Source organism: Nocardioides massiliensis, assembly GCF_030811215.1.
GTDB classification, from domain to species: Bacteria; Actinomycetota; Actinomycetes; order Propionibacteriales; family Nocardioidaceae; genus Nocardioides_A; species Nocardioides_A massiliensis.
In genome coordinates this window covers 2,081,202-2,105,145 of sequence record NZ_JAUSQM010000001.1, presented here as the reverse complement: position 1 = coordinate 2,105,145, position 23,944 = coordinate 2,081,202, and the positions used below count along the sequence as shown (strand labels likewise).

At 72.1% G+C, this 23,944-nt stretch carries 24 protein-coding genes and 1 tRNA gene; 10 read left to right on the top strand and 15 right to left on the bottom strand.

What is annotated here, in order from left to right; genetic code table 11:
• Window positions 1-4 precede the first annotated feature (4 nt).
• The 3 genes from J2S59_RS10430 to J2S59_RS10420 are packed head-to-tail and all read left to right on the top strand — an operon-like array spanning window position 5 to window position 3,080.
• Complete coding sequence (locus J2S59_RS10430; RefSeq protein ID WP_220138633.1) at window positions 5-607, top strand: TetR/AcrR family transcriptional regulator; 603 nt, start codon at window positions 5-7, stop codon at window positions 605-607.
• Complete coding sequence (locus J2S59_RS10425) at window positions 604-2,184, top strand: AMP-binding protein (protein ID WP_306825086.1); 1,581 nt, start codon at window positions 604-606, stop codon at window positions 2,182-2,184. The genes J2S59_RS10430 and J2S59_RS10425 overlap by 4 nt, the downstream gene beginning before the upstream one ends.
• On the top strand, window positions 2,181-3,080 hold the full coding sequence (locus tag J2S59_RS10420; protein WP_068125243.1) for an alpha/beta fold hydrolase: 900 nt from the start codon (window positions 2,181-2,183) through the stop codon (window positions 3,078-3,080). Before J2S59_RS10425 ends, J2S59_RS10420 begins: the two co-directional genes overlap by 4 nt.
• A 19-nt stretch (window positions 3,081-3,099) precedes the next feature.
• On the opposite strand, the gene J2S59_RS10415 is transcribed toward J2S59_RS10420, so the two are convergent.
• Window positions 3,100-4,539, bottom strand: a complete 1,440-nt coding sequence (locus J2S59_RS10415) for an HNH endonuclease signature motif containing protein (protein ID WP_306825085.1) — start codon at window positions 4,537-4,539, stop codon at window positions 3,100-3,102.
• Window positions 4,540-4,628: 89 nt separating this feature from the next.
• On the opposite strand from J2S59_RS10415, the gene J2S59_RS10410 reads away from it, so the two are divergent.
• Window positions 4,629-5,120: a VanZ family protein gene (locus J2S59_RS10410; protein WP_068120300.1), complete on the top strand. Its 492-nt coding sequence runs from the start codon at window positions 4,629-4,631 to the stop codon at window positions 5,118-5,120.
• On the top strand, window positions 5,117-5,530 hold the full coding sequence (locus J2S59_RS10405) for a DUF2200 domain-containing protein (RefSeq protein ID WP_181641874.1): 414 nt from the start codon (window positions 5,117-5,119) through the stop codon (window positions 5,528-5,530). Before J2S59_RS10410 ends, J2S59_RS10405 begins: the two co-directional genes overlap by 4 nt.
• On the opposite strand, the gene J2S59_RS10400 is transcribed toward J2S59_RS10405, so the two are convergent.
• The 4 genes from J2S59_RS10400 to J2S59_RS10385 are packed head-to-tail and all read right to left on the bottom strand — an operon-like array spanning window position 5,481 to window position 8,950.
• Window positions 5,481-6,401: an LLM class flavin-dependent oxidoreductase gene (locus tag J2S59_RS10400; RefSeq protein WP_220138420.1), complete on the bottom strand. Its 921-nt coding sequence runs from the start codon at window positions 6,399-6,401 to the stop codon at window positions 5,481-5,483. The two genes, J2S59_RS10405 and J2S59_RS10400, sit on opposite strands and share 50 nt — an antisense overlap.
• A 4-nt stretch (window positions 6,402-6,405) precedes the next feature.
• The gene (locus tag J2S59_RS10395; protein ID WP_068120298.1) at window positions 6,406-7,602 is read right to left on the bottom strand and encodes a thiolase C-terminal domain-containing protein; all 1,197 of its coding nucleotides are present in this window, start codon (window positions 7,600-7,602) and stop codon (window positions 6,406-6,408) included.
• A gap of 11 nt (window positions 7,603-7,613) precedes the next feature.
• Window positions 7,614-8,447, bottom strand: coding sequence for an SDR family NAD(P)-dependent oxidoreductase (locus J2S59_RS10390; protein ID WP_306825084.1), 834 nt, complete (start codon window positions 8,445-8,447; stop codon window positions 7,614-7,616).
• Between the two features lie 2 nt (window positions 8,448-8,449).
• Window positions 8,450-8,950, bottom strand: coding sequence for a nuclear transport factor 2 family protein (locus J2S59_RS10385; protein ID WP_068125190.1), 501 nt, complete (start codon window positions 8,948-8,950; stop codon window positions 8,450-8,452).
• Window positions 8,951-8,994: 44 nt separating this feature from the next.
• Between J2S59_RS10385 and J2S59_RS10380 the strand changes: the two genes are divergently transcribed.
• Window positions 8,995-10,020: a TIGR03617 family F420-dependent LLM class oxidoreductase gene (locus J2S59_RS10380; RefSeq protein WP_068125191.1), complete on the top strand. Its 1,026-nt coding sequence runs from the start codon at window positions 8,995-8,997 to the stop codon at window positions 10,018-10,020.
• Between the two features lie 109 nt (window positions 10,021-10,129).
• Here the strand turns inward: J2S59_RS10380 and J2S59_RS10375 are convergent, their stop codons facing one another.
• The 4 genes from J2S59_RS10375 to J2S59_RS10360 are packed head-to-tail and all read right to left on the bottom strand — an operon-like array spanning window position 10,130 to window position 13,766.
• Window positions 10,130-11,719, bottom strand: coding sequence for an AMP-binding protein (locus J2S59_RS10375; RefSeq protein ID WP_306825083.1), 1,590 nt, complete (start codon window positions 11,717-11,719; stop codon window positions 10,130-10,132).
• A 22-nt stretch (window positions 11,720-11,741) separates the two neighbouring features.
• A complete protein-coding gene (locus tag J2S59_RS10370) occupies window positions 11,742-12,404 on the bottom strand; it encodes a PaaI family thioesterase (protein WP_306825082.1) in 663 nt (220 codons plus the stop codon).
• 10 nt (window positions 12,405-12,414) lie between these two features.
• Window positions 12,415-13,014, bottom strand: coding sequence for a rhomboid family intramembrane serine protease (locus J2S59_RS10365; RefSeq protein ID WP_068124935.1), 600 nt, complete (start codon window positions 13,012-13,014; stop codon window positions 12,415-12,417).
• Window positions 13,014-13,766, bottom strand: a complete 753-nt coding sequence (locus tag J2S59_RS10360) for a DsbA family protein (RefSeq protein ID WP_181642643.1) — start codon at window positions 13,764-13,766, stop codon at window positions 13,014-13,016. Before J2S59_RS10360 ends, J2S59_RS10365 begins: the two co-directional genes overlap by 1 nt.
• 70 nt (window positions 13,767-13,836) lie before the next feature.
• On the opposite strand from J2S59_RS10360, the gene orn reads away from it, so the two are divergent.
• Window positions 13,837-14,496 (top strand): oligoribonuclease, encoded by a 660-nt coding sequence (gene orn / locus J2S59_RS10355; protein WP_068124939.1) that lies wholly within the window; start codon window positions 13,837-13,839, stop codon window positions 14,494-14,496.
• 3 nt (window positions 14,497-14,499) lie between these two features.
• Here orn and J2S59_RS10350 read toward each other — a convergent pair whose 3' ends face one another.
• Window positions 14,500-15,321 (bottom strand): SMP-30/gluconolactonase/LRE family protein, encoded by an 822-nt coding sequence (locus tag J2S59_RS10350; RefSeq protein ID WP_068124941.1) that lies wholly within the window; start codon window positions 15,319-15,321, stop codon window positions 14,500-14,502.
• Window positions 15,318-16,130 (bottom strand): enoyl-CoA hydratase/isomerase family protein, encoded by an 813-nt coding sequence (locus J2S59_RS10345; protein WP_068124943.1) that lies wholly within the window; start codon window positions 16,128-16,130, stop codon window positions 15,318-15,320. The genes J2S59_RS10350 and J2S59_RS10345 overlap by 4 nt, the downstream gene beginning before the upstream one ends.
• Window positions 16,131-16,305: 175 nt before the next feature.
• Between J2S59_RS10345 and J2S59_RS10340 the strand changes: the two genes are divergently transcribed.
• A complete protein-coding gene (locus tag J2S59_RS10340) occupies window positions 16,306-17,253 on the top strand; it encodes an SDR family NAD(P)-dependent oxidoreductase (RefSeq protein WP_068124945.1) in 948 nt (315 codons plus the stop codon).
• On the opposite strand, the gene J2S59_RS10335 is transcribed toward J2S59_RS10340, so the two are convergent.
• Together J2S59_RS10335 and J2S59_RS10330 are read right to left on the bottom strand one after the other, a co-directional pair.
• Entirely contained in the window at window positions 17,246-19,327 is a 2,082-nt protein-coding gene (locus tag J2S59_RS10335) for a sensor histidine kinase (protein WP_068124948.1), read from the bottom strand. The genes J2S59_RS10340 and J2S59_RS10335 overlap by 8 nt on opposite strands.
• Window positions 19,328-19,478: 151 nt before the next feature.
• Window positions 19,479-19,554, bottom strand: a tRNA-His gene (locus J2S59_RS10330).
• 85 nt (window positions 19,555-19,639) lie between these two features.
• Between J2S59_RS10330 and J2S59_RS10325 the strand changes: the two genes are divergently transcribed.
• Window positions 19,640-21,250, top strand: coding sequence for a phytoene desaturase family protein (locus J2S59_RS10325; protein ID WP_068124950.1), 1,611 nt, complete (start codon window positions 19,640-19,642; stop codon window positions 21,248-21,250).
• An 11-nt stretch (window positions 21,251-21,261) separates the two neighbouring features.
• On the opposite strand, the gene J2S59_RS10320 is transcribed toward J2S59_RS10325, so the two are convergent.
• A complete protein-coding gene (locus J2S59_RS10320; protein WP_068124953.1) occupies window positions 21,262-22,005 on the bottom strand; it encodes an anti-sigma factor in 744 nt (247 codons plus the stop codon).
• On the bottom strand, window positions 22,002-22,583 hold the full coding sequence (gene sigK, locus J2S59_RS10315) for an ECF RNA polymerase sigma factor SigK (RefSeq protein ID WP_068124955.1): 582 nt from the start codon (window positions 22,581-22,583) through the stop codon (window positions 22,002-22,004). Before sigK ends, J2S59_RS10320 begins: the two co-directional genes overlap by 4 nt.
• 119 nt (window positions 22,584-22,702) lie before the next feature.
• On the opposite strand from sigK, the gene J2S59_RS10310 reads away from it, so the two are divergent.
• A complete protein-coding gene (locus J2S59_RS10310; protein WP_306825459.1) occupies window positions 22,703-23,887 on the top strand; it encodes a benzoate/H(+) symporter BenE family transporter in 1,185 nt (394 codons plus the stop codon).
• Window positions 23,888-23,944 lie beyond the last annotated feature (57 nt).

Below are 23,944 nucleotides of genomic sequence, written 5' to 3'. Positions count from 1 at the left end.
GGGAGTGGCGAACGCACGGATCCCCTCCCTGCTCTCCCCCGCGCGCGCCGCGACGCGGGAGAAGCTGATCGAGGCGGCGCTCGAGCTGGCGACCGAGGGCGGGTACGACGCCGTGGGCATCCGCCCGGTGGCCGCCCGCGCCGGCGTCTCGGTGCCGACCGTCTATCAACACGTCAGCTCCAAGGACCAGCTGCTGGTCGAGGCGCTGATGACGCTCGGTGTCCGCTCGACCGAGGGGGTGCGGCAGCGCCCGCCTGCCGACGCCTCCCCCGCCGACCGCCTCGTGCGGGTCTTCCAGCGGATCATGAAGGCCGCCGCCGCCAAGCCGCTGCTCTACGCCGCGCTCTATCGGGCGTACGCCGCCAGCGGTTCGCTGGTGGGAGCCGAGGGCGTCGTCGGGTTCGGGCCCGAGCAGGCCGGGTGGATCGGCGAGACCCTGCGGGCAGGCGATCACGAGGGCTACACCGACGAGGAGCTCGACGCCGCCGCGCGGATCCTGTCGATGCAGTTCCTCGGTGCGATGGTCGGCGTCGCCGCGGGCCGACCGGTCCCCGACGCGCTCGCCGTGCTCGATGAGGCGACCCACCGCCTCCTGCCGCCACGATGAGCGAGCTCACGTTCGGCGAGCTGGTCGCCGCGCGCGCCGACGACGACCACGTCGGGCTGCGCTTCGGTGACGACTCCTGGACCTGGCGCGAGCTGGTGGCCGAGGCGCGTCGCCGGTGCGCGCTCGTCGCCGACCTGGCCGCTCCCCGGCACGTGGCGCTCGGCATGGCCAACACGCCGGAGCACCTCTTCTGGTGGCTGGCGGCGGCGATCGGCGGCTTCACCGTCGTGGGCGTCAACCCCACCCGCCGCGGACCCGAGCTCGCCCGGGACCTGCACCACACGAACTGTGCGTTGGTGGTCGCCGACGCCTCGCGCCGCGAGGTGCTCGAGGCCGCGGACCACGGCATCCGCACGCTGTGGGTCCCGTCGTCGGTCGAGCCAGGTGGAGTCCCGACGTACGAGGACCTGCTCGGTCCGGCCACCGCGCCCGGGTCTCGACAGGCTCGACCGGCGGGGAACGCGATCCTGTCGCTGGTGTTCACCTCGGGCACCACCTCCGACCCCAAGGCCGTCATCTGCACCCAGGCGCGAATGGGCCGCATCGCCCAGCAGCAGCGCGACCGCCGCGGCCTCACCGGTGACGACGTGTTCTACGTGGCGATGCCGATGTTCCACTCCAACGCCGTCATGGCGGGCATCGCGCCGGCGGTCGCCACCGGCGGCACGATCGCCCTGCGGGAGAAGTTCTCCGCCTCCGGGTTCCTGCCCGACGTCCGCCGCTACGGCGTGACGTTCTTCAGCTATGTCGGGAAGCCGCTGAGCTACATCCTCGCCACGCCCGAGCAGCCGGACGACGCGGACAACACGCTGCGCCTGGCCTTCGGCAACGAGGCCAACGAGGACGACATCGCCGCGTTCGCCCGTCGCTTCGGATGCGAGGTCATCGACTCCTTCGGCTCGAGCGAGGGCGAGATCCGGATCAACCGCACCCCCGACACCCCGCGCGGCTCACTCGGGCGCGCACCGGAGGGCACCGTCGTGCTCGACCCGGAGACGCTGCAGGAGTGTCCGCCCGCACGCTTCGACGACCAGGGCCGGCTGCTCAACGGCGACGAGGCGGTCGGCGAGATCGTCAACCTGCACGGCGCGGAGCTCTTCGAGGGCTACTACGCCAATCCCGAGGCCGAGGCTGCGCGGTTGTGCCACGGCTGGTCGTGGTCGGGCGACCTCGCCTACCGCGACGCCGATGGGTTCTTCTACTTCGCCGGTCGCAACGGTGACTGGCTGCGCGTCGACGGCGAGAACGTCGCGATCGCACCGATCGAACGGCTGCTGACCCGCTTCCCGAGCGTCGTCAGCGCCGCCGTCGTCGCGATGCCCGACGAGCGGGTGGGCGACCAGGTGCGCGCGGTGCTCGAGCTGCGACCCGGCGTCGAGTTCGACCCGGAGGAGTTCGCCGGCTTCCTCCGGGCACAACCGGACCTCGCCACCACCTGGGTGCCCCGGGAGGTGCGCGTCGTACGCCGTCTTCCACGCACGCCGACCACCAAGGTGCTCAAGCGCGCCATCCCGGCCGAGGCCGGACCTGACGACCAGGTGTGGGTGCGGGTGGGACGCGAGATCATCTACGAATGAGCAGCCGGACCGCCGAGGGACCCCAGGAGCACGACGTCACGATCGACGGCCGTTCAGTGCGGGTCCGCGATGCCGGCGACCCCGACGGCGCACCGATCGTCTACTTCCACGGGACGCCCGGCTCGCGACTCGATGTCGGCTTCGGCGACGGGGCTGCGACCCAGGCGGGTGTGCGCGTGATCAGCTTCGACCGTCCCGGGTACGGCCGGTCAAGCCCCGCGGCGTACGACCTCGAGAGCGTCGCCCGGGACGCCCTGCAGATCGCCACGGACCTCGGCGTCGACAGGTTCGCCGCGCTCGGCTGGTCCGGGGGTGGGCCGTTCGCCCTGGCGACGGCCGCGTACGGCGGTGACCGAGTGAGCGCCGTCGGAGTTGCCGGTGGCTTGGCGCCCCCACAAGAGATGCCGGGCGGCACCGATGCGTTCACGCCAGAGGACCAGCGGGCGCTGTCCTACCTGCCCGATGACCCGTCGGGTGCCGCGCTCGCGTTCCGTGAGGCCAACCAAGGCACGCTGCAGCTCCTGCTGTCGGCTCGCAACGACGACGCCGACGCACGCTGGATCGACTGGATGTGGGGTCAGACGGATCCGACCGTGGTCGCGGACCCAGCGTTGCGCACCGCGTTGCGCACTGTGCTGGACGAAGGGCTTCGCCAGGGGCCTACCGGCGTCTGCTGGGACAACGTCGCGTGGGGCGGCCCGTGGGGATTCGCACTCACTGAGGTCCGAGCTCGCGCGCACCTGTGGTACGGGGAGGACGACCAGATGGTCCCGCCCGCGAACGGCCGTTGGCTCGCGGCACAACTGCCGCAGGCCGCTCTGACGAGCTATGCCGACGAGGGGCACCTGACTCCAATGCGGCACTGGGCCGAGATGATGCGCGCGCTGACGGCGTGAACGCTGAGCCGCAGCGCCCTCACTCCCGCCTGGGGAGGTTGCGGTCGGTGAGGAGGACCGAGCCGGCGCGGCGGCGTACGGGGTCGCCGTGGCGGGTGGTGAAGCGGTAGCTGCGCCCGGGTGTGACGTGGGGTCGTTCGTGGGGCAAGTCGTGAGTACGGCGTGGTGGCTGGTCGGGGAGTGGGTGGAGGAACTCGCGCAGGAGTTGCTCGAGGCGGGACTCTTCGCGTGGCGGGTTGGTGGGGGCGGTGATGACGAGCTTGCCGTAATGGACCAGCCGGTGGCACGGCCCACAGAGCCCGATCAGGTTGTCCAGGTCGGTCGCCCCGCCGGCCGACCACCAGGTGAGGTGGTGGATCTCCTCCACCGGCAGCCCGCACGCGGGGGTGGCGCACCGGTGGGCCTGGTGGGCCTCGACGGCCTTGCGTTGCCGCAATGTTGCGACTCGGCGGGTGCGTCCGACATTCAGCACCCCGGAGTCGGGTGCGGCACCGGCGGTGGTCACGACCGTGACCTGACCCAGGCACGCCAGGTAGCCGACCAGTGCGGGACCGATGGGTCCGAACCCCTCCAACCGTGCGACCGGCGCGAACGGGTCCGCCGCACCGCCGTCCGGTGCCGCACCGCCGGGGCTCGCACCGTGCTGGGCTGCGGCTGCGGCTGCACCGAAGACGTCGGCAGGCACGGTGACGGTCATATGCGGTCGTACGCCTTTGTCGGCGGGCAGGACACCGCCGTCGAGGATCCCGGTCAGCAGCGCGGACAGCCCGGCGCAGCGACGTGCGGAGGCGGTGCGTTCATCGCCTGCGTCGCTGGGTTTGGTCAGTGAGTCGAGGACGGCTTTGAGCTGGGCGCCGGTGGTGGCGCCGAGGAACCCGGTGACGTTGAACCCGTCGCCACACCGCACCAAGCGGAGGTCTTCTTTGTCCATGCCCTCAAGCCAGGCCCGGTCGAGCTCGTCGGGATGGAGCCGGGCGCGCATCTCGCGCACCACGCTCATCAACGCACCCGGCTCGTGAGTCACGGCGTAGTCGACCAACGTCTCCTCGGCCGCCAGCATCTTGTCCACACCGATGTGCTTGATACCGAAGGCGAACACGTTGAGGTGCTCGGTGCGCAACCGGCCTGCTGAGGCCGCAGCCCCGACCTTGACCATGACTCCGGTGACCCGACTGGTGCGCCGCAACCGGGCGGTCTCGTGGGCATCGAGGCGCAGCTCGCGCCGCGCCCAGGTGGTGATCGTGGAGGCGCCCTCGTCCTCGAAGCCCTTGGTCTCCACCAGCTCCGCGATCCCCGCAACCCGCAGCACATCACACACATCACGCCCGGCCTGCGCCGCCCGCAACATGTCGGTGGCCGGAGCTAGCGTGTCCACCAGGTCAGCGACCTCCCGCAGCACCCTCGCGACAACAGTGCGGTCGACCACGCCGGTGGTGTCGGTGATGGAGGAGGGGTCCATGACCCGACGATAGTCGAACACATGTTCGAGTGCAAGGGTTCGGGCAGACCTCGTTCCAGCGCCCGTCCACCCATCGGGCACTCTGAGGCGTGATCACGACGCTCTTGGTGGAGCACCCCTGGCTCGCACCTACCGCGCTGGCAGCCCTGGTCGTCCTCGGCCCGTTGGTCGGACGCTGGCTCGCGCCGCGCCCACGCGCCGCATGCGCGTTCACGGCACTCGCCCTCCTCCCCGTGGCCGCGCTCACCCTCGTGCCGGTCGACCGCGAGCTCTTCGGTCGCTGCGAGGTCGCCTGGGTGCTGCCGACCTTCGGCCGCGTGGAGCTCTTCGCCAACGTCGTGCTCCTCGTCCCTGCGGTGCTGACCGCCGCCGTGGCCCTCCGCCGCCCCCTCCTCGCCCTGCTCGCCGGCAGCGCGCTCTCAGCGGCGATCGAGCTGTTCCAGGCTCTCGTCCCGGCGCTCGGCCGGTCCTGCTCGACCAACGACTGGCTGGCCAACACGATCGGCGCGGCTCTCGGCGCCGCCCTGGGGTGGCTCGCGTTGAGGTGGGCCGCCCGACGCTGGTCTACGCTGCGCGGATGAGCCGGATCTTCACCGACAGCGTTGCTTCGGTCTACCCCCTGTACGTCGCCAAGCTGGAGCGCAAGGGCCGTACCCAGGCCGAGCTCGACGAGGTCATCACCTGGCTCACCGGCTTCGACCAGGACACCCTGCAGCACCACCTCGACGCGGGGACGACGTTCACCGAGTTCTTCGCGGCCGCGGAGCTCAACCCCCGGGTCTCCGCGATCACCGGCAGCGTGTGCGGGGTCAAGGTCCAGGAGGTCGAGGATCCCTTGATGCAGAAGATCCGCTACCTCGACAAGCTCGTCGACGACCTCGCCAAGGGCTGGCCGATGCCGAAGGTCCTGCGCACCGAGGTGGCGGCCACCGGGTCCGGCGCTAGCGCGAAGCCGCGCCCACGACCTCGGCCGCCCGGTGCACCTGCGTGATGTCCGAGCTCGTCGGCACCAGCTGCACCTCGTCACACCCCAGGTCGGCGATCCGGTCGAGCGTCTCGCGCAGCTGGGCCGGGGTCCCGGCGAAGCCGAGGCCCGGGATCATCGCCTCGACCAGGTCGGCGGGCAGCCAGGTGAAGTAGTGGCGCAGGTGGGCGTTGACCTGCTCCCGCGCTGATCCGTCGCCGTCGTCGAGGGCGAACCAGAATGACGTCGTCAGCTGAGGCACAGGACGCGAGGCGTCCGCCCACGCCGTACGCACCTGGTCGAAGGTCCGCTCCAGAGCGGTGAGGTCGAGGTCCATGGTGATGCCGGCGATGCCGTCGGCCCAGGCCGAGGCCGACCGGATCGACTTCGGCCCGACCGCGCCGATGAGCAGCGGCGGCCCCCCGTCCTGCACCGGCGGCGGTCCGACGCGGCGGTCGTCGGACTCCACCGTCCACTGCGGCTCTCCGGACCAGATGCGGCGCATGACGTTGACGCGGCGCGCCATCTCCGCCCGGGTCTGGGTCGCGGGGTCGGCGCCGACCGCGCGATAGTCCTCCTCGCGCCCGCCGACCCCCACACCGACGGTGAGGCGACCGCGGGTGAGCAGGTCGCCGGTGGCGATCGCCTTGGCGAGGAAAACGGGGTCGTGAAGCTGCGGGATCAGCACGGTTGTCACGACTCGGACGCGCGACGTCCATGCCGCGACCGCGCCCAACAACGTGAGCGTCTCCGGGTTGTCGAAGACGACCCGCTCCCCGAAGGCGATGGACGACCACGGTCCCTCATCGGTCGCCCGCGCCCAAGCCTCGAGGATGTCGGCGTCGAGCGCCGGCTCCATCACGGGCAGGGTCATGCCGACGTCCATCCGGCCAGCCATGCGCTCAGCCCTCCGGGGACTGCAGGAGGGAGACGACGCAGGCGCCACCGAGCCCGAGGTTGTGCTGCAGACCCAGCCGCGCACCCGGGACCTGACGTGCGTTCGCCTGACCGCGCAGCTGCCACGTCAGCTCGGCGACCTGGGCCACGCCGGTCGCGCCGAGCGGGTGCCCCTTGGAGATCAGCCCGCCCGACGGGTTCACGACCCAGTCGCCGCCGTACGTCGTGGCCCCGGACTCGACCAGCTTGCCGCCCTCGCCGGGCACACACATCCCGAGCCCCTCGTAGGTGAGGATCTCGTTGATGGAGAAGCAGTCGTGCAGCTCGATCACGTCGACCTCGTCGATGCTGCGCCCGGTCGCGGCGAAGAGCTGCTCGGCCGCGAGCCTGGTCATCGGAGCACCCACGGCGTCGATCATCGAGTCGGTGCCGAAGCAGTCGGGAGTGTCGGTGGCCAGCGCCTGGCCGAGGATCTCGACGGCCTGACCGCCGATTCCGTGCTCGCGCACGAACCGCTCGCTCGCGACGATCGCGGCCGCTGCACCGTCGGAGGTCGGCGAGCACTGCGACCGCGTCAACGGCTCGTGCACCGGCTTGTCGTTGAGCACCTGCTCGAGGGTGTAGGCGTCCTGGAACTGCGCGTAGGGGTTGTTGGTCGAGTGCTGGTGGTTCTTCACGGCGACCTGGGCCAGCTGCTCGACGGTGGTGCCGTAGCGCTCCATGTGCTCGCGCGCGGCGTTGCCGAAGAACTGCGCCGTCATGGGACCGGTCCCCCACCCGTGCTTGGGCACCATCACGCCGAGCGTGCCGTCGACGGTGGTCACCTTCGGCATCGACCCGTCACCCATCAGGGCCTTCTTCGTCATCTTCTCGAAGCCGACGGCGAGCGCGACATCGACAAGACCGGCCTCCACCCACTCGCGCGCCATGAAGAGCGCGGAGGAGCCGGTCGCACAGTTGTTGTTGACATTGAAGACCGGGATGCCGGTGTGACCGAGCTCGTAGAGCGAGCGCTGCCCCTGCGTCGAGGTGCCGAAGACGTAGCCGACCGCGGCGCGCTGGACCGCGGCGTACTCCACCCCGGCGTCGGCGAGGGCCGCGGTCACGGCCTCCTTCACCATGTCCGGGTAGTCCCACTCGCGGGTCTCGATCTTCTCGAACTTCGTCATGCCGACGCCGGCGACGAATGCGCGGTTGCTCATCTGCGTTCCTCTCAGGACTTCTCAGGGGGGAGCGGCGGGTGCAGCGGACCCCCGCCGAAGATCTCGCGGTGCGAGGCCGGCTGGCGGCCGCCGTCCTCGGTGATGCCGTACGCCGCAGCGGCCTCGGCGGTCACGACGACCTGGCCGGTGCGGTCGGCGGTGGCGGGGTCTGCGGCCAGGGCCGCGACGACCCGACCCTGCAGCAGCGGCGTCTCCCCGTCGGCGATGCGGAAGCCCTCGAACTCCTCCAGCCCGCTGGCCTCGATCAGCTCGGTGCGGACGAGACCGGGCCACAGACCCAGGACGTGGACTCCGTGCGGGCGCAGCTCGAGCGCGGTGTCGTGGGTCATCTTGTCGATCGCGGCCTTGCCCATGCCGTAGACGACCGAGTGCAGGTGGGCGCGGGCCCCGAAGGACGACACGTTCACGACCAGACCGCGCCCGGCCTCGATGAGGTACGGCGCCGCGGCGTGCGTCGCGACATAGTGCGGACGCAGACCGACGCCGATGAGCGAGTCCCAGTCGCTGAGCGGTCGCTGCCAGAACGGCTCGGGACGGAACGGGTTGACCATCGGCCCTGCCCAGACGTTGTTGACGAGCAGGTCGAGGCCGTCGGCCGCGACGGTGTCGATGAGGCGGCGTACGGCGTCGTCGTCGGTGTGGTCGCACGGCATCGCCACGCCGTGCCCGCCGGAGCCGGCGCCGATCGCGTCGAGGTCAGCGACGGCACGCTCGAGCGCGGCGACGTCGCGCCCGGTCACGTGGACGGTCCAGCCCGCCTCGGCCAGCCCCAGCGCGATCCCCTTGCCCACGCCCCGGCTGGCGCCGGTGACGAGTGCGCGCACGCTCAGTCCAGCATCCCGAAGACGCCGACGTCCTCGGGCAGCGGACGCACCGATGCCCAGAGGACCTTGACCACCGAGGTCGCGATCCTCCACTCCCCGTCCTCGCGGCGGTAGGTGTCGGCGTACTCCATCGCGGAGACGGTCTCGGTGCGCGCCTCGGTGTCGATCTGGCGGAACCGCATGCTCCAGGTGCCGGCGGCCTCGTCGTCGGACTGCACGTCGATCACCGGCGCCCCCACGGTGTGCATGTCGAAGACGGCGTAGCCCTTGCCGTCCTCCCGCTTCTTGAGGGCGACGTCACCGAACATCGCGACCAGCGCGTCGCGGCCCTCGAACCGGCCGAGCGGTCCGTAGTCGCAGACCGCTCCCTCGGCGATGAAGCACGTGCGGAAGACTTCGAGGTCCTTGCGGTCGGCCGCCTGGACGTAGCGGTGCTTGAGCGCGCGGATCTCCTCGAGAGCGGTGAGCCGGGCGAGCTGGGCTGCTGCGGTGTCGGTGGTCACAGCGGCATACTAGAACCTGTTTCATTTTTCGGAAGGGGATCCACGTGGAGATCGAGGTTCAGCTGGATGCCCGGCCGGGCGAGGCCGCCGAACGCGCGCGGGTGCTCCTGGCCTCCGGCGTCGACGGGTTGTTCACGTTCGAGGGCCAGCACGACGTGTTCCTCCCGCTTGCGGAGACCGCCCTCGCCCACCCCGACGGCGTGCCCGCGGACCTCACGACCAACGTCGCGATCGCGCTCCCCCGCAGCCCCATGCACCTCGCCCACACCGCCCACGACCTGCAGACACTGAGCAAGGGTCGCTTCCGGCTCGGGCTCGGCTCGCAGATCAAGCCCCACATCGAGAACCGCTACGGCTCGACCTGGGACCGGCCGGCGGCGCGCATGCGCGAGTGGGTCGCCGCGGTGCGGGCGATCCTCGCCTCCTGGCAGGACGGCACGCGTCTGGACTTCCGTGGCGAGTTCACGCGACACACGCTGATGGCGCCGACCTTCAACCCCGGGCCGAACGCGTACGGCGTACCCCCGGTGCTGATGGGTGCGCTCGGACCGGTCATGACGCGGACCGCGGCCGAGGTCGCCGACGGGTTGCTGGTCATGCCGTTCAACTCGGGCGACCACTTCCGTGAGCGCACGCTGCCGGCGATCGAGGCGGGACTGGACCGGGCGGGACGGGACCGCTCCGACCTCCAGGTCGTGCCGCAGGTCATCTGCGCGGTCGGCCGCACGCCGGAGGAGATCGAGCAGGCGAGTGTCGGATGCCGCTTCCTGCTCGGCTTCTACGGCTCGACGCCGGCCTACCGCCCCGTGCTGGAGGTGGCCGGGCGCGAGGACGTACAACCCGAGCTCAACCGGCTGTCCAAGCAGGGTGACTTCGCCGCGATGGCCGAGCTGGTCGACGACGACCTCTTCGACACCATCGCCGTGCGCGGGACGCCCGAGCAGGTCGCGGCCGAGATCCACCGCCGCTTCGGCGAGCACGCCGACCGGGTCTGCGTCTACTTCCCCGGCTCCGACGTCTCCGGCGACCTGCTCACCGCGCTCGTCGACGCCATGCACGCCGTCGGCTGATCCCACCTGCCACACCGGCACCACTCGTCGTACGAAACCGGGCGCCTGGGGCATCAGTTTCGTTCGACGAGCGGGCGTGTCGTTAGTCGGGCGGTGAAACTGCCGCCGGTCACACGGACCGGGCGGCGCCCTCCCAGTACTGCGCGCGCAGCGCCTTCTTGTCGAGCTTGCCCAGGGGAGTGAGCGGGATGGCGTCGACGTAGTCGATCGACTTCGGCGCCTGCACCGAGCCCTTGACCGCCTTGACCGACTCGACCAGCTCTGCCGTCAGGGTGTCGTGGTCGGTCTCGACGCCCTCGCGCAGCTTGATGACGGCCTTGACCGCCTCCCCCCACTTCTCGTCGGGGACGCCGATGACCGCGGCCGCGGCGACGGCGGGGTGGGCGGACAGCACGTCCTCGACCTCGCGCGGGAAGACGTTGAACCCGCCGGTGACGATCATGTCCTTCTTGCGGTCGACAATCGTGAGGAAGCCGTCGGCGTCGGCACGCGCGATGTCGCCGGTGTGCAGCCAGCCGCCGCGCAGCGCCTCGGCGGTCTCCTCGGGCTTGTTCCAGTAGCCCTTCATCACGAGCGGGCCGCGCACGCAGATCTCACCGGGCTCGCCCGGGTCGACCTCGTTGAGGTCGTCGTCGAGCAGGCGTACGTCGAGCCACGGGACCGGGCGGCCGCACGAGGCCAGACGTGCGTCGTCGTCGACGAGGTGCTCGTCGGTGCGCATGACGGTGATCGTCATGCCGCACTCGGTCTGGCCGTAGTACTGGAAGAACACCGGGCCGAGCTTGGCGATGCCCTCCTTCAGCCGCGCCGGCGACATCGGCGCCGCGCCGTAGAACAGCGTCTTGAGGCTCGTCAGGTCGCGCTTCGCGAAGTCGGGGTGGTCCAGGAGCATGTAGATCATCGTCGGGACCAGCATCGTGGCGTCGATCTTGTGCTTCTCGATCGCCTCGAGCACCGCGCCGGGCTCGAAGTACGGCAACACATAGAGTGCGCCGCCGCGCATCAGCGTCGGGATGAAGAACGCAGCGCCGGCGTGCGAGAGCGGGGTGCACATGAGGAAGCGCGGCTCGTGTGGCCACTCCCAGTCCGACAGCTGGATCTGGTTGAGCGCCGCGCCGCCGCGGAAGGCGCCGATGACGCCCTTCGGCTTGCCGGTCGTGCCACCGGTGTAGACGAGGCTGCTGATGTCGTCGGCCTCGACCTCGGCGGCGACGAGCCGCTGCGGCGCGAAGGTCTCGGCGAGGGCGAGGATGTCGGTGCCGTGCTCCGACGGGCCCAGGGACAGCAGGTTCTTCAGCGTCGGCACCCGCTGGGCGAGCTCGGCCGCGCGCTCGTCGAAGGACGGGTCGTAGAAGATCGTCTCGATCTCCGCGTCGGCCAGGACGTAGGCGTGGTCGTCGGCCGACCCCATCGCGCTCAGCGGGGTGTTGCGGCAGCCCGCGGTCATCGCCGCGCCGAGCACGACGAGCACCTCCGGGCGGTTGCCGGACAGCAGCGCTGTGGTCGAACCGCGGGTGATGCCCAGGGACGCCATCGCCTGGCTAAAGCTGCTCATCCGCGCAGCCAGCTCGCCGGCGGTGAGGACGACGTCGCCGAGGTAGAGCGCCGGCTTGTCGCGGTTGCGCTCGAGGGCGCGGACGAGCAGGTCGCCGTTGAAGGCGGGGCGGTGCAGAGCCGGGTGGGTCGCGTCGCTGGTCATGACGCGCAGCCTAGAACCTGTTTCAGTTCGCGGCCAGACGTCGTGCCGCCTCGCGGGAGGTGCCGCTCACGTCCAGCGCGACGAAGAGCCCCTCGGCGCTGACGCACACCTCGCCGTCCGGGTCGAGGATCTCCCCGGTCGTGGTGATGCGGCGGTCCTGGATCGACACCTGGCGCGCCCGCACGGTCAGCGGGACGAAGAGCGGCGTACGCCGGCGGTAGCGCAGCGTCAGCTTCGCCGTCATGCCGGCGGTCCCGGCCCAGTGGTTGGCCATCCCCAGCACGTGGTCGAGCACAAGCGCGGTCACGCCGCCATGGGCGTGTCCCGGCGGGCCCTGATAGGCCAGACCGAGCGTCACCGTGCCGCTGACCTCCTTGTCGCTACGGCCTTGCACGTGCATCGGCGGGGCGATCGCGTTCTCGGGTCCGGTGACCGGGTCGTGGCGCGTCATCTCCAGCCGCTCGGTGTCCCACATGCTGCGCACGCGCTCGGCCAGCTCCGGGGCGGCTGCCTCGAGACGGTCGGCGACGGACTCGAGGTCGGCGGCGACGGCGTCGAGGTCGATCGCGGGGTTGGGACCGTTGCGGACCAGACCCTCGACCACGCGCCGGGCGGCCCGGACCGCGCGGTCGACCCCGGCCTCGCCGGCCTCGGCGGCCAGGGACGGTGCCCACTGCTGCGTCATGGGCCTCAGACTAGAACGCGTTCTGGTTTGCGCGCTCACGGCCCCGGAACCACCAAGCCGCCAGCGCACCACCGACCGCACCGAACAGGTGCGACTGCCACGAGACCCCGGTCTGGCCGGGCAGGACACCCCACAGCACCCCGCCGTACGCCACCAGGAGCACGACGCCGAGCAGGATCTCGCCGATCCGCAGGCTGAAGACACCGCGCAGGATGAGGTAGACCAGCCAGCCGAAGATCAGCGTGGAGGCGCCCAGGTGGATCGTGTAGTCCGGCGCGATCAGCCACGTGCCCGCCCCGCCGACGAGCCAGATCACCAGCGTCACGGCGATGCCGCGGGTCAGGTCGGCCGCGAGCACGAGGAACCCCAGCACCAGCACGGGACCGGTGTTGGCGATCAGGTGGCCCCATCCGACGTGCAGCAGCGGAGCGAGCAGGATGCCGATCGCGCCGTCCTCGCTGCGCGGGCGTACGCCGCCGTTGTCCAGGCGGCCACCGACGACGGTGTCGACGACCTCGATCCCCCAGAGCAGGGCGACGAACGCCACGACGACCACGGCTGCGGAACGCCAGCGCGGCGCCCCGTCGCGAACCCGTTGCGCGAGCGCCATCAGCCCAGCCGGGAGCGGAGCTGGTCGGCCACGTCCGCGATGGACTCGCCCTCGATGCGCTCACCGTCGACGATCACCGACGGCGTGCTCTCGTAGCCGTTGTCGGCCATCGCGTCGGTCGCGGCGTCGACCCAGCCCTCGAACGCCCGGTCCTCGATGCCGGGGCGTACGTCCGCCTCGGTGGCGCCCGCCTCGACCGCCATCGCCACCAGCGCGTCGTCGTCGTGCTCGGCGCGACCCTCGGTCGGCTGGCGCTCGTAGAGCAGGTCGTGGAAGGTCTTGGCGACCTCGGGGCCCGCGGCGTCGAGCACGACCGCGACGGCGTTGGCGGCGCGGGTCGGGTAGTCGGTGCGCGAGGAGCGGTCCAGGATCGCCACCGGGCGGAAGGTGACGAAGACCCGCCCGTCGTCGGCCGCCTCGGTCAGCTCCGCGCCCATCTCGGCCTCGAACGCACCGCACGCGGGGCAGAGGAAGTCCTCGTAGATCTCGACCTTCAGCGGCGCCTCGGGGTCGCCGTACGCGAGGCCGTAGGTGTCGGTGGCGCCTTCGGGCGGCGTGGTCGGCTTGTCGTTGCCGGTGACCGCCCAGGCGATCAGGGCGATCAGGGCAACGGCCACCACGACCACGGCGGCACCGATCGCGACGCGGCGCCGTCGTTCCTGCTTCTGCTGCTGGGCGCGCATCTGGGCGGCGCGTTCGGCGGCGGCCCGCTGACGGGCGTGGGCGGCGGCCGTGGACTTCTTCTTCGACACGGGGATCACTCTAGGGAGCCAGCCTGAGTGAGCGCTGAGCACGTCAGAGCCGCCGAGTAGGGTCGGGCGGGTGAACGACCGACTGGTGTGGATCGACTGCGAGATGACCGGCCTCGACCTCGAGCACGACGCGCTCATCGAGGTGGCGGCGCTCGTCACCGACTTCGAGCTCAACGTCCTCGGCGACGGGATCGAGATCGTCATCAAGCCGCCGGCGGCGGCGCTGGAGCAGATGATCGACTTCGTGCGCGACATGCACGTGAAGTCCGGGCTGCTCGAGGAGCTCGACGGCGGGGTCAGCCTCGCCGAGGCGGAGGAGCAGGTGCTCGCCTACATCCGCCAGCACTGCCCCGAGGGCACCCGTCCGCCGCTGGCCGGCAACACCGTCGGCACCGACCGCGCGTTCATCGCGCGCGACATGCCGGCGCTGGAGCAGTTCCTGCACTACCGGATCGTCGACGTCTCCTCGATCAAGGAGCTGTCGCGCCGGTGGTATCCCCGCGCCTACTACAACGCCCCCGCCAAGTCCGGCAACCATCGTGCGCTCGCCGACATCATGGAGAGCATCGAGGAGCTGCGGTTCTACCGCGAGGCGGTCTTCGTGCCGCCGCCCGGACCCGACACCGACCGGGCGAAGGCGCTCGCGGCCGAGCACGGCGGCGCACTGACGGGCGTGCGCCCGGGCACCGAGGGCACCGAAGGCGACCAGCCCGCCGTCACCGCCGACTGACCGCTACCGGCCCAGCCGGACGTGGAGCAACGCACCCGCGTGCCCCGCGGTGACGAAGAGCCCCGACCCGTCGTGGTCGCGGCAGACGTTCGTCGGTAGGGACCCTGACGGCAGCGGTACGGCGCCCACCACACCGTCCTCGGGATCGACCAGGTCCAGCCGGTCGGCGCCGAGCAGGGCCACCCAGAACCGGCCGTTGGCGGCGCGCTCCATGCCGTCGGGGCTGCCACCGTCGAAGGTCACGAGCTGCCGGGGACCGGCCAGTCCGGCATCGGTGACGTCGTAGGCCCAGAGCACCGCGGACCGGGTCGCCGTAAGGAGCAGCCGGGCCCCGCTCGCGTCGAACGCCAGCCCGTTGGTGAAGACCGGCCCCTCGTCCAGCACGCACCGCGCCGTACCGGAGTGCGGGTCGACGACGTGCACCTGTCCCGGACCGCCGGAGCCGGGGTCGGACCACACGACCTCTGCGACGGTGTCGGTCACCCAGAGCCGCCCGTCCGGCCCGACGACGAGGTCGTTGGGCGCACCCATGCCCTCGACGAGGTGCTCGACGCGGCCGTCGCGGATCACCTGGACGCCGGCCGGGACCTTCGTGGGCGCGCCCCAGATCCCGCCGTTCTGGGCGACGTAGAGCGCACCGTCGTCGCCGGCCGCGAGTCCGTTCGGGCCGCCGCCGGTGACGAACTTCTGCAGGCTCGCGGTGTTGCGCGGGTCGACCACGTAGACGCACCCGTGGCTGATCGACGTGAGCGCGACCCGGCCGTCCGGCAGCGCGACCGGTCCCTCGGTGAAGCCCAGCCCGTCGACGACGACTCGGGCACTCACGGCGCGTCCCCGTCGCCGGCGTCCCAGCGCTCGGGGAGGTCGCTGACCCGCAGGGTCCACAGGGGCACGCGGCGCTCGTGCCAGGCCCGGGGTCCCTCCTGGGCATCGGGGTGCGCCATCAGCACGTGGTGGGCGCGGGTCTCGAGCTGCTCGGTGTGCTCGAGGTCGGCGCCGGACCAGAGGATCTGCTTGCTCAGCGCGAGCGCGGCGGGGCTGGCCTGCTCGGCGACCTCGTGGGCGAGGGCCAGCGTCGCCGCCAGCACCTCAGCGGCCGGCAGCGCCTCGGTGGCGATGCCGCGACGGGCGGCCTCCGCCCCGGTGATCGTGCGTCCGGTCAGCAGCAGGTCGGCGGCGGTGGCCATCCCGACCAGCTGCCGCAGCGTGTGGTGGCTCTGCGCGTCGCCGACCATCCCCCGGCGTACCTGCGGGATGGCGAGCTTCGCGTCCTCGGCGACGAGCCGGAGGTCGCACTGCAGCGCGATCGTCAGGCCGATGCCGATGGCGTGGCCGTTGACCGCGGCGAGCACCGGCTTGCGCACCCGCCAGGCCGGCGGGTCGACCGGTGACGCCGAGAACTCCCGGTCGCGGGCGGCGAACGCGTCCGCGGCCGGGCTCATGTCGGCGCCGGCGCAGAACGCCCTCCCCTCACCGGTCAGCACGACGGCCCGGATCCGGTCATCGGCGTCGCAGGCGGCGTACGCCGCTCCCAGCGCGGATGCGGTGCGGGCGGAGAACGCGTTCAGCTTCTCGGGACCGTCGAGGGTCAGGACCGCGACGGGTCCGTCGAGCTCCGTGCGCACGCCCGTCATCGACGACGCATCACGAGGCGACGGGCGGTGTCCATGGCGGTCCTTCCGGGAGACGAGCGCCTCGCACGGTAGGCGTTCGGCCGGCCTCTCCGCGCCGCCCGGTCCCACTGCGCTGGACCGGCGCCGGCACGCACCCCGCTCCCCCGCCAGACTCGCACAACCACGAGGAGGCCCCTTGACCACGACACCGGAGCAGTCGAGCCCCACCGCGCGCCAGGTGGTGGCCGGCCTCGACCTGCACGGGCGCACCTGCGCGATCACCGGAGCCACGAGCGGGCTGGGCCGCGCGTCGGCGCTGGCGCTGGCGGGCGCCGGTGCGCGCGTGCTGCTGCTCGGTCGCTCGACCACCGGCCTGGTGGACACCGCCGAGCAGATCCGCAGCGAGGTCGCCGATGCCGAGGTGCACCCGGTCCACCTGGACCTGGCGGACCTGACGTCCGTGCGAGCGGCAGCCCAGGAGGTCGCCGCGCTCACCGACCGGCTGGACGTGCTGATGAACAACGCCGGCGTCATGTTCACCCCGCTGGACCGCACCGCCGACGGGTTCGAGCGGCAGCTCGGCGTCAACCACGTCGGGCACTTCGCCCTCACCACCGCGCTCCTTCCGACGCTGTTGACCGCCGAGCGTCCGCGCGTGGTCACCCTGTCGTCGGGGGGCCACGTCCTCGGCGACGTCGACCTGGGGGACCCGCACTGGGAGCACCGGCCCTACGACAAGTTCGTCGCCTACGGGGCGTCGAAGACGGCCAACGTGCTGTTCACCGTCGGTCTGCGCGAGCGGTACGCCGACGCCGGGCTGACCGCGTTCGCGGTGCACCCCGGCACTGTCGCCACCGAGCTGGGACGGCACATGTCCCGCGACGACTTCTCCGAGCTCGGGCGGCTCGTCCGCGAGCGCCGTGCCGGTGACCCCACCAAGAGCCCGTGGCTGGAGTTCGTGAATCCCGAGCAGGGTGCGGCCACGCAGGTCTGGGCGGCGACGCGGGCGCCGGACACGTCGGAGGCGGTCTATCTCGCCGACTGCGCTCCTTCCGACGACGTCGCGGCGTACGCCGTCGACCCCGGACGCGCGCGGCTGCTGTGGGCTGCGAGCGAGAGCTGGTGCGCAGCCGCTCTCAGCTGATCGCGACGCGTTGCGCCGGGACGCTCTCCTTGACGGCACCGCCCTGCGGCTCGTCGTACGCCGCCGGCGTCCGCGGCAGACGTACGACGATGGTGGTGCCGGTGCCGTGCGGACCGGCCTCGGCGTGGACCGTCCCGTGGTGACGCTCGACGATCTGCTTGCAGATCGCCAGGCCCAGGCCGGTGCCGCTGCTGAGTGCCGTACCGCCGCGCTCGAAGGCGGTGAAGACCGCCTCGCGCTGGTCCGGAGGGATGCCGACGCCGTTGTCCGAGATGCGCAGCTCGACCCAGCTGCCCTGCTGCCGGCCGGTCACGGCGATCACGGGGCGCAGATCGGGGTCGGTGTACTTGATGCTGTTGCCCACCAGGTTGTCGATCAGCTGCCGCACCAGAGCGCGGTCGGCCCAGGCGACGAGGCGGGGCTCGACCTGCACGATCGGGCGGCGAGGGCCCGACTCGCGCAACAGCGCGATCTCCTCGACCAGGGCCGTGACGTCGACCGCCTGCGGTAGCACCTGCGCGTCCCGCGCCAGGGTGTAGCCGAGCAGGTCGTCGATGAGCGACCGCATACGGTGGGCACCGACCTGGATGCGCTCGACCATCGGCGCCCCGATCGCCGGGTCCAGCGGGCCGTCCTCGAGCTCGACGGCGATGGTCTCGGCCCAGCCCTGGACGAGCGCGATCGGGTTGATCAGGTCGTGGGCGACCACGCCGGCGAACGAGCTCAGCGCCTCGTGCTGACGCCGCTCCGCGGTGACGTCGCGCAGGTGCGCGAGCGCACGCACGGGCTCCCCGGGCAGCGGCAGGGCGCCGATCGCGACCACCCGGCCGGCCGGGACAGAGGGGCGGCGGACCTGGTAGTCCCGCGCCGGGAAGGACTCCCCGCGCAGCGCCGTCCGGTAGGGCAGGTCCTCGTCGCGAACCGGCTTCCCGTCCATCGCGTGCAACCCGTACTCCTCCGACGTCAGCACGCTCGTGAGGTCTTCGACGCCGAGCAGCTCGCGGGCCGCGCGGTTCGACAGCGAGATCGAGCCGTCGGGCTCGATGACGATCAGCCCGTCGGCCACGGTGTCGAGAATCCGCGCCATCTTGGTCGCCTCGGCCTCCTGCTCGCGGGCGGTCGCGGCCAGCTCGGCCACGACGGCGTCACGCTCGGCACGGTTCAGCGCCAACGCCAGACCGGTCAGCGCCGTCACCGCGACGACGACCTGCACGTGCAACGCCAACATGACCGGGTCCTCGATCGCCCGCAACGCAGGACCGTCCGCGAGGGTGAAACCCACACCCACGGTCCCGGAGTAGAGCCCGTAGGCGACCACCGCCGGGGCAGCGAACCGCAGGCCGGCCCAGATCATGAGCACGAGCAGCACGAACAGCAGGTCGTCGGGGCGCGTGCCGATGCCGGCCCAGGGCAGCAGGGTCAGCCCGAGCAGGAGCGCCAGCTCGGCGAACCGCATCGGCAGGCCCTCGCGTCGCGAGCCGAAGCAGGCAGCCACGAAGGCGCCGAGCCGGTTGGGCGACTCCGCACGCGCCTGGAGCAGGAGCAGCCAGGTCGCGACGACGCAGAGCAGCCCGATGACGTTGCGCCCGTACCACGCCAGCGCGCCCATCTCCGAGACCGGCGAGTCGAGCAGCGCCAAGGTGGCGGTCCCGATCAGCGCTGCCGGAAGACAGGCACCGAGCACGACCAGCAGGATCCGCCCGACGTCCCCGACCCGTACGAGCGGTTCGCGACCGCCGCACCCGCGGAGGTGACCGACGACCTGCTCCAGCGCGTACGCCGCGATCAGCGTCTGCGTGAGGTTGGCCGCCACGAGCCCGAGCACGAGTCCGCTCGACGCGCCGCTGACGCCGTTGCCGACCGCCACCACGACGCCGATCGCCAGGACCGTCCACGGCCGCGCGGACCCGCGGGACACGAGCACCCAGCAGACCGCCACGCCGGCGGCGGGCCAGATCAGGCTCAGCGACTCCCCGTCGATGACCGTGGCCCGGCCCAGCGCGACGGTCGCCGCCAGGGCCATGAGCCAGCACACGTGGCGGACGATCTCGTGCCGTCGGAGGGAACGGTCCATGCCTTCCTACTCGGCAGCGGCCGGCCCGACGTGAGAGATGCAGCACGCGCCGAGGCGCAAGAACGGCTCAAGCCGGCACCGCAGGCGAAAAGCACCAGGCCCGTGCCCTGCATCCCTGCAGGTCACGGGCCTGGGCGTGCCTTCCGGCGTCTGGGGTGAGTGACGGGGCTTGAACCCGCGACCCTCGCGACCACAACGCGATGCTCTACCAGCTGAGCTACACCCACCATGCTCCGGGCGCAGTGCGGCCGGAACGTGCAGAAGTGTAGCGGCCCCGGAGGAGTGGTCGTGCAAAGGGCTACCGTTTCGCGGGTGGACACCGCAGCACGCCGCCCAGCCCCGACCCCGGGACCCGCCGAGCGCACGCACTACGACGTCGTCGTCGTCGGCGGCGGGCACAACGGCCTGGCCGCTGCGGCGTACCTCGGTCGGGCTGGTCTGTCGGTGCTGCTGCTCGAGCGGTTGGGCGCCACTGGCGGAGCCGCTGTCAGCGTCGAGCCGTTCCCGGGCGTCGCGGCACGACTGTCGCGCTACTCCTACCTCGTCAGTCTCTTCCCCGAGCAGATCGCGCGCGACCTCGACCTGTCGCTGGAGCTGCGCTCGCGACGTACGGCGTCGTTCACCCCGTCGGTGCGCGACGGCCGACCGACCGGCCTGCTGGTGGCACGCCCCGAGGACGACGCCACCGCTGCCTCCTTCGCGGCGCTGACGGGATCGGAGGCGGAGTACGCCGCGTGGCAGCGGTTCTACGCCGACGTCGAGGGCCTCGCACAGGCGGTGGCACCGACCCTGACCCAGCCCTTGCCGAACGTGCGCGACCTGAGCGCACAGGTCGACCCCGCGATCTGGCGGGCGGTCGTCGAGCGCCCTCTGGGCGAGGTGATCGAGGAGCGCTTCGCCGACGACACGGTGCGCGGTGTGGTCGCCACCGATGCGCTGATCGGCACCTTCGCCTCGCTCAACGACCCGTCCCTGATCCAGAACCGGTGCTTCCTCTACCACCTCATCGGCAACGGCACCGGCGAGTGGCGGGTGCCGGTCGGCGGGATGGGCGCGGTCACCGACGCGCTGCTGGCCGCAGCCGTCGCCGCGGGCGTCGAGGTCCGCACCGGCGCGGGGGTGAGCGCGATCCGGCCCGGCGCGGACGGGGCGGAGGTGACGTGGCACGACGGCCACAGCCACCACGGCGTCACCGGGACCCACGTGCTCGCAGGTGTCGCGCCGTCGGTCCTCGACATCCTGCTCGGCTCACCGGAGGGCGAGAAGCCCGAGGGCTCGCAGCTGAAGATCAACCTGCTGCTCTCCCGCCTGCCGCGCCTGAAGTCCGGGGTCGACCCGCGCCGGGCGTTCGCCGGCACCTTCCACATCGCCGAGGACTACAGCCAGCTCGAGCGGGCGTACGCCGAGGCCGCCGCGGGCCGGCTGCCGACCGTCCCGCCCGGCGAGGTCTACTGCCACTCGCTGACCGATGACTCGATCCTCGGCCCCGAGCTCACCGCGCGGGGCGTGCAGACGCTGACCTACTTCGGCGTGCACATGCCGGCGCGGCTCTTCGACGCCGACCCGGAGGCAACCAAGGCCGAGGCCGTACGCCGCGCCCTGGCAGCGCTCGACGAGCACCTCGAGGAGCCGATCACGTCCTGCCTGGCCACCGACGCCGACGGCAACCCGTGCATCGAGGCGAAGATCCCCCAGGAGATCGAGCGCGACCTGGCCATGCCCGGCGGCCACATCTTCCACGGCGACCTCGAGTGGCCGTGGGCGCCGGCGCGCTCCCGTCTGGACACGCCTGCCCAGCGCTGGGGCGTCGCCAGCTCCCACGACCGCGTGCTGCTGTGCGGCTCCGGCGCCCGGCGGGGCGGTGCGGTCAGCGCGATCGGCGGGCAGAACGCCGCACAGGCCGTGCTGGAGCTGCGCGGCTGACGCCCGACCGCTCAGAGGTCAGCCGGGTCGACCACCACGACCGGGTCCGACGTCGGCTGCTCCGAACCGCCCGCCGGCTCCACCGTGATCGCCACCTGGAAACCCTCCTCCGGGAGATCCATCGACGCTCCGGTGCGGTGGTCCTCCAGCACCGCGGCGGATGCCATGACCCCTTCACGGACGGTCCACAGCTGGTAGACCCGCTCGGCGTCGAGGTCGGGCAGGCCCGAGGTGTCGACGGCCATCCGGCCGGCCGATCCCGACATCGCCACGGTGACCTTGCCGCCGTTGGTGGTGTCGACGGTGGCGGCCTGCGCGTCCGAGGCACGAAGCACCTCGGTGACCCCGGCCGACAAGACCGAGCCCGGGTCGTCGTCACGCATCGCGTCCGTGACGACCACCCCGCCGACCACCACCGCTGCGACCGCGGCAGCCGCGACCAGGAATCGCCGTACGGGACGGGAGCGGAGCGGGGTGACGGTGCCCGACGGAGACTCGGGACTCGTCGGTCCGCCGGCGACGGTCGGGGGGACCTGGGGCGTCCGGTCGACCGCATCGAGGACGCGGGCGCGCAGCGAGGCGGGTGCGGCGCTCTGCTCGGCGGCACCCATCGACGCGGCGGCCTGCTGGAGCTCGGCGACCTCGTCGCGGCAGGCGGCGCAGGCGGCGAGGTGCTGCTCGAACTCGGCGGCCTCGCTCGGGTCGAGGGCGTTGAGGGCGTAGGCGCCGGACAGGGTGTGGACGTCGGTGGTCATCGGGCCCCCTCCAAGCAGTCGCGCAGACGGATCAGTCCGTCTCTCATCCGGGTCTTGATCGTGGGCAACGGCTTCTCCAGCAAGGTGGCGACCTCGCCATAGGTGTAGCCGTTGAAGTAGGCCAGGCGTACCGATTCCAGCTGCAGGTCGGTCAGTGTGTCCAGACACTCGCGGACCGCGCCGTGCTCCTCCTGCGCGATCACCCGGTCGCCGGGCTCGTCGAAGGAGACCTCGTCGGCTGCGCCGTGGTGGTCCTGGCGGCGCTGCGCCTCCGAGCGGCGTACGGCGTCGACGGCACGGCGGTGCGCGATCGTCATGACCCAGGTCTTCGCGGTGCCCCGCGAGGCGTCGAAGCCGGGCGCCTTGCGCCAGACCTCCAAGAAGACCTCCTGGGCGACGTCCTCGGCCCGCGCCGGGTCGCGCACGACGCGGCGGGCGAGACCGTAGACGGGACTGGAGAGCGCGTCGTAGAGGTCCGAGAAGGCGTCCCGGTCGCCGCGCGCGACGCGCTGCAACAGCCCGTCGACGTCTCGCGCCCCGTCGGCGGGCACGAGCCGCAGGTCAGGTCCAGCGCTCATCAAACAGCTCCTCGAATGCGACTAGTCGGCGAGGTCACGAGGGACGTGGACACCGTCCCTCGAGCGTAGTTCGGACTCCTCCGGGTGCCGGATTGGCCGCGCCGTACGCTGCCGCCGTGATGTGGACCGCATCCGAGCCCCACGATCGTACGGCGGTGCTCGCCGGCGTCGTGACCGCGCTCGTCGGCTTCACCAGCTCCTTCGCGGTCGTGCTGGCCGGACTCCGTGCCGTGGGTGCGTCGCCGGCCGAGGCCGCCTCGGGCCTGCTCGCGCTGTCGGTGACGATGGGGCCGGCCTGCATCTGGCTGTCACTGCGGCACCGGATGCCGATCACCGCGGCGTGGTCCACCCCGGGAGCCGCGCTCCTCGTGACGACCGGTGCGGTCGCGGGCGGGTGGCCCGTCGCCGTGGGGGCGTTCCTGGTCTGCGCCGCCCTCGTGCTCCTGACCGGCCTGTGGGCGCGGCTCGGTGCGCTGATCGCCGGGATCCCGGCCGCCGTCGCGCAGGCGATGCTCGCCGGGGTCCTCGTGCCGCTGTGCGTCGTACCCGTGACGAGCACCGCCGAGCGACCGCTGCTGATGGCGCCGACGCTGCTGGTCTGGCTCGCCCTGACCGCGGTGCGCTCGCGATGGGCCTCCCCCGCCGCCCTGACGGTCGCCCTCGGCACGGTCGTCGTCGCCCTCGCGGTGGACGGGGACCTGCCTGCTGCCGGCGACCTCGTCCCTCGGCTCGTGCTGACCGTGCCGGAGCTCTCGTGGCAGGGCGTGGTCGGCATCGCCGTACCCCTGTGGGTCGTGACGATGGCCTCGCAGAACCTCCCCGGCGTCGCGGTCATGTCCAGCTTCGGGTACGCCGTCCCCTGGCGGCCGTCGATGACGGTCACGGCAATCGGCACCGCGGTGGCCGCGCCCGCGGGGGGCCACCTCCTCAACCTCGCCGCGATCAGCGCCGCCATCGCGGCCGGCCCGGACGCCCATCCCGACTCCGACCGGCGCTGGATCGCCGGAGTGAGCACCGGCGTCGGCTACACCGTGCTCGGGCTCGCCTCCGCCGCCCTGACGGCGCTGATGGTCGCGGCCCCGGCCGGGATCGTCGAGGCGGCCGCCGGACTGGCGCTGTTGGGCACCCTCGCCGCCGCGCTCCGGGCCGCACTCGGCGACCCGCGCAGCCGCGAGGCCGCGGTCGTGACCTTCGTCGTCGCCGTCTCCGGAGTGAGCGTGGCGGGGGTCGGAGCGGCGTTCTGGGCGCTCGTGGCGGGCCTGGTCGTGCATGGCCTCGTGAGCCGCCGCACACCACCCTCCTGACAGCACCGGTCGATTCGCCCTGGCACGTAGCCGCTGCTAGAGTTTTCCACGCTTCAT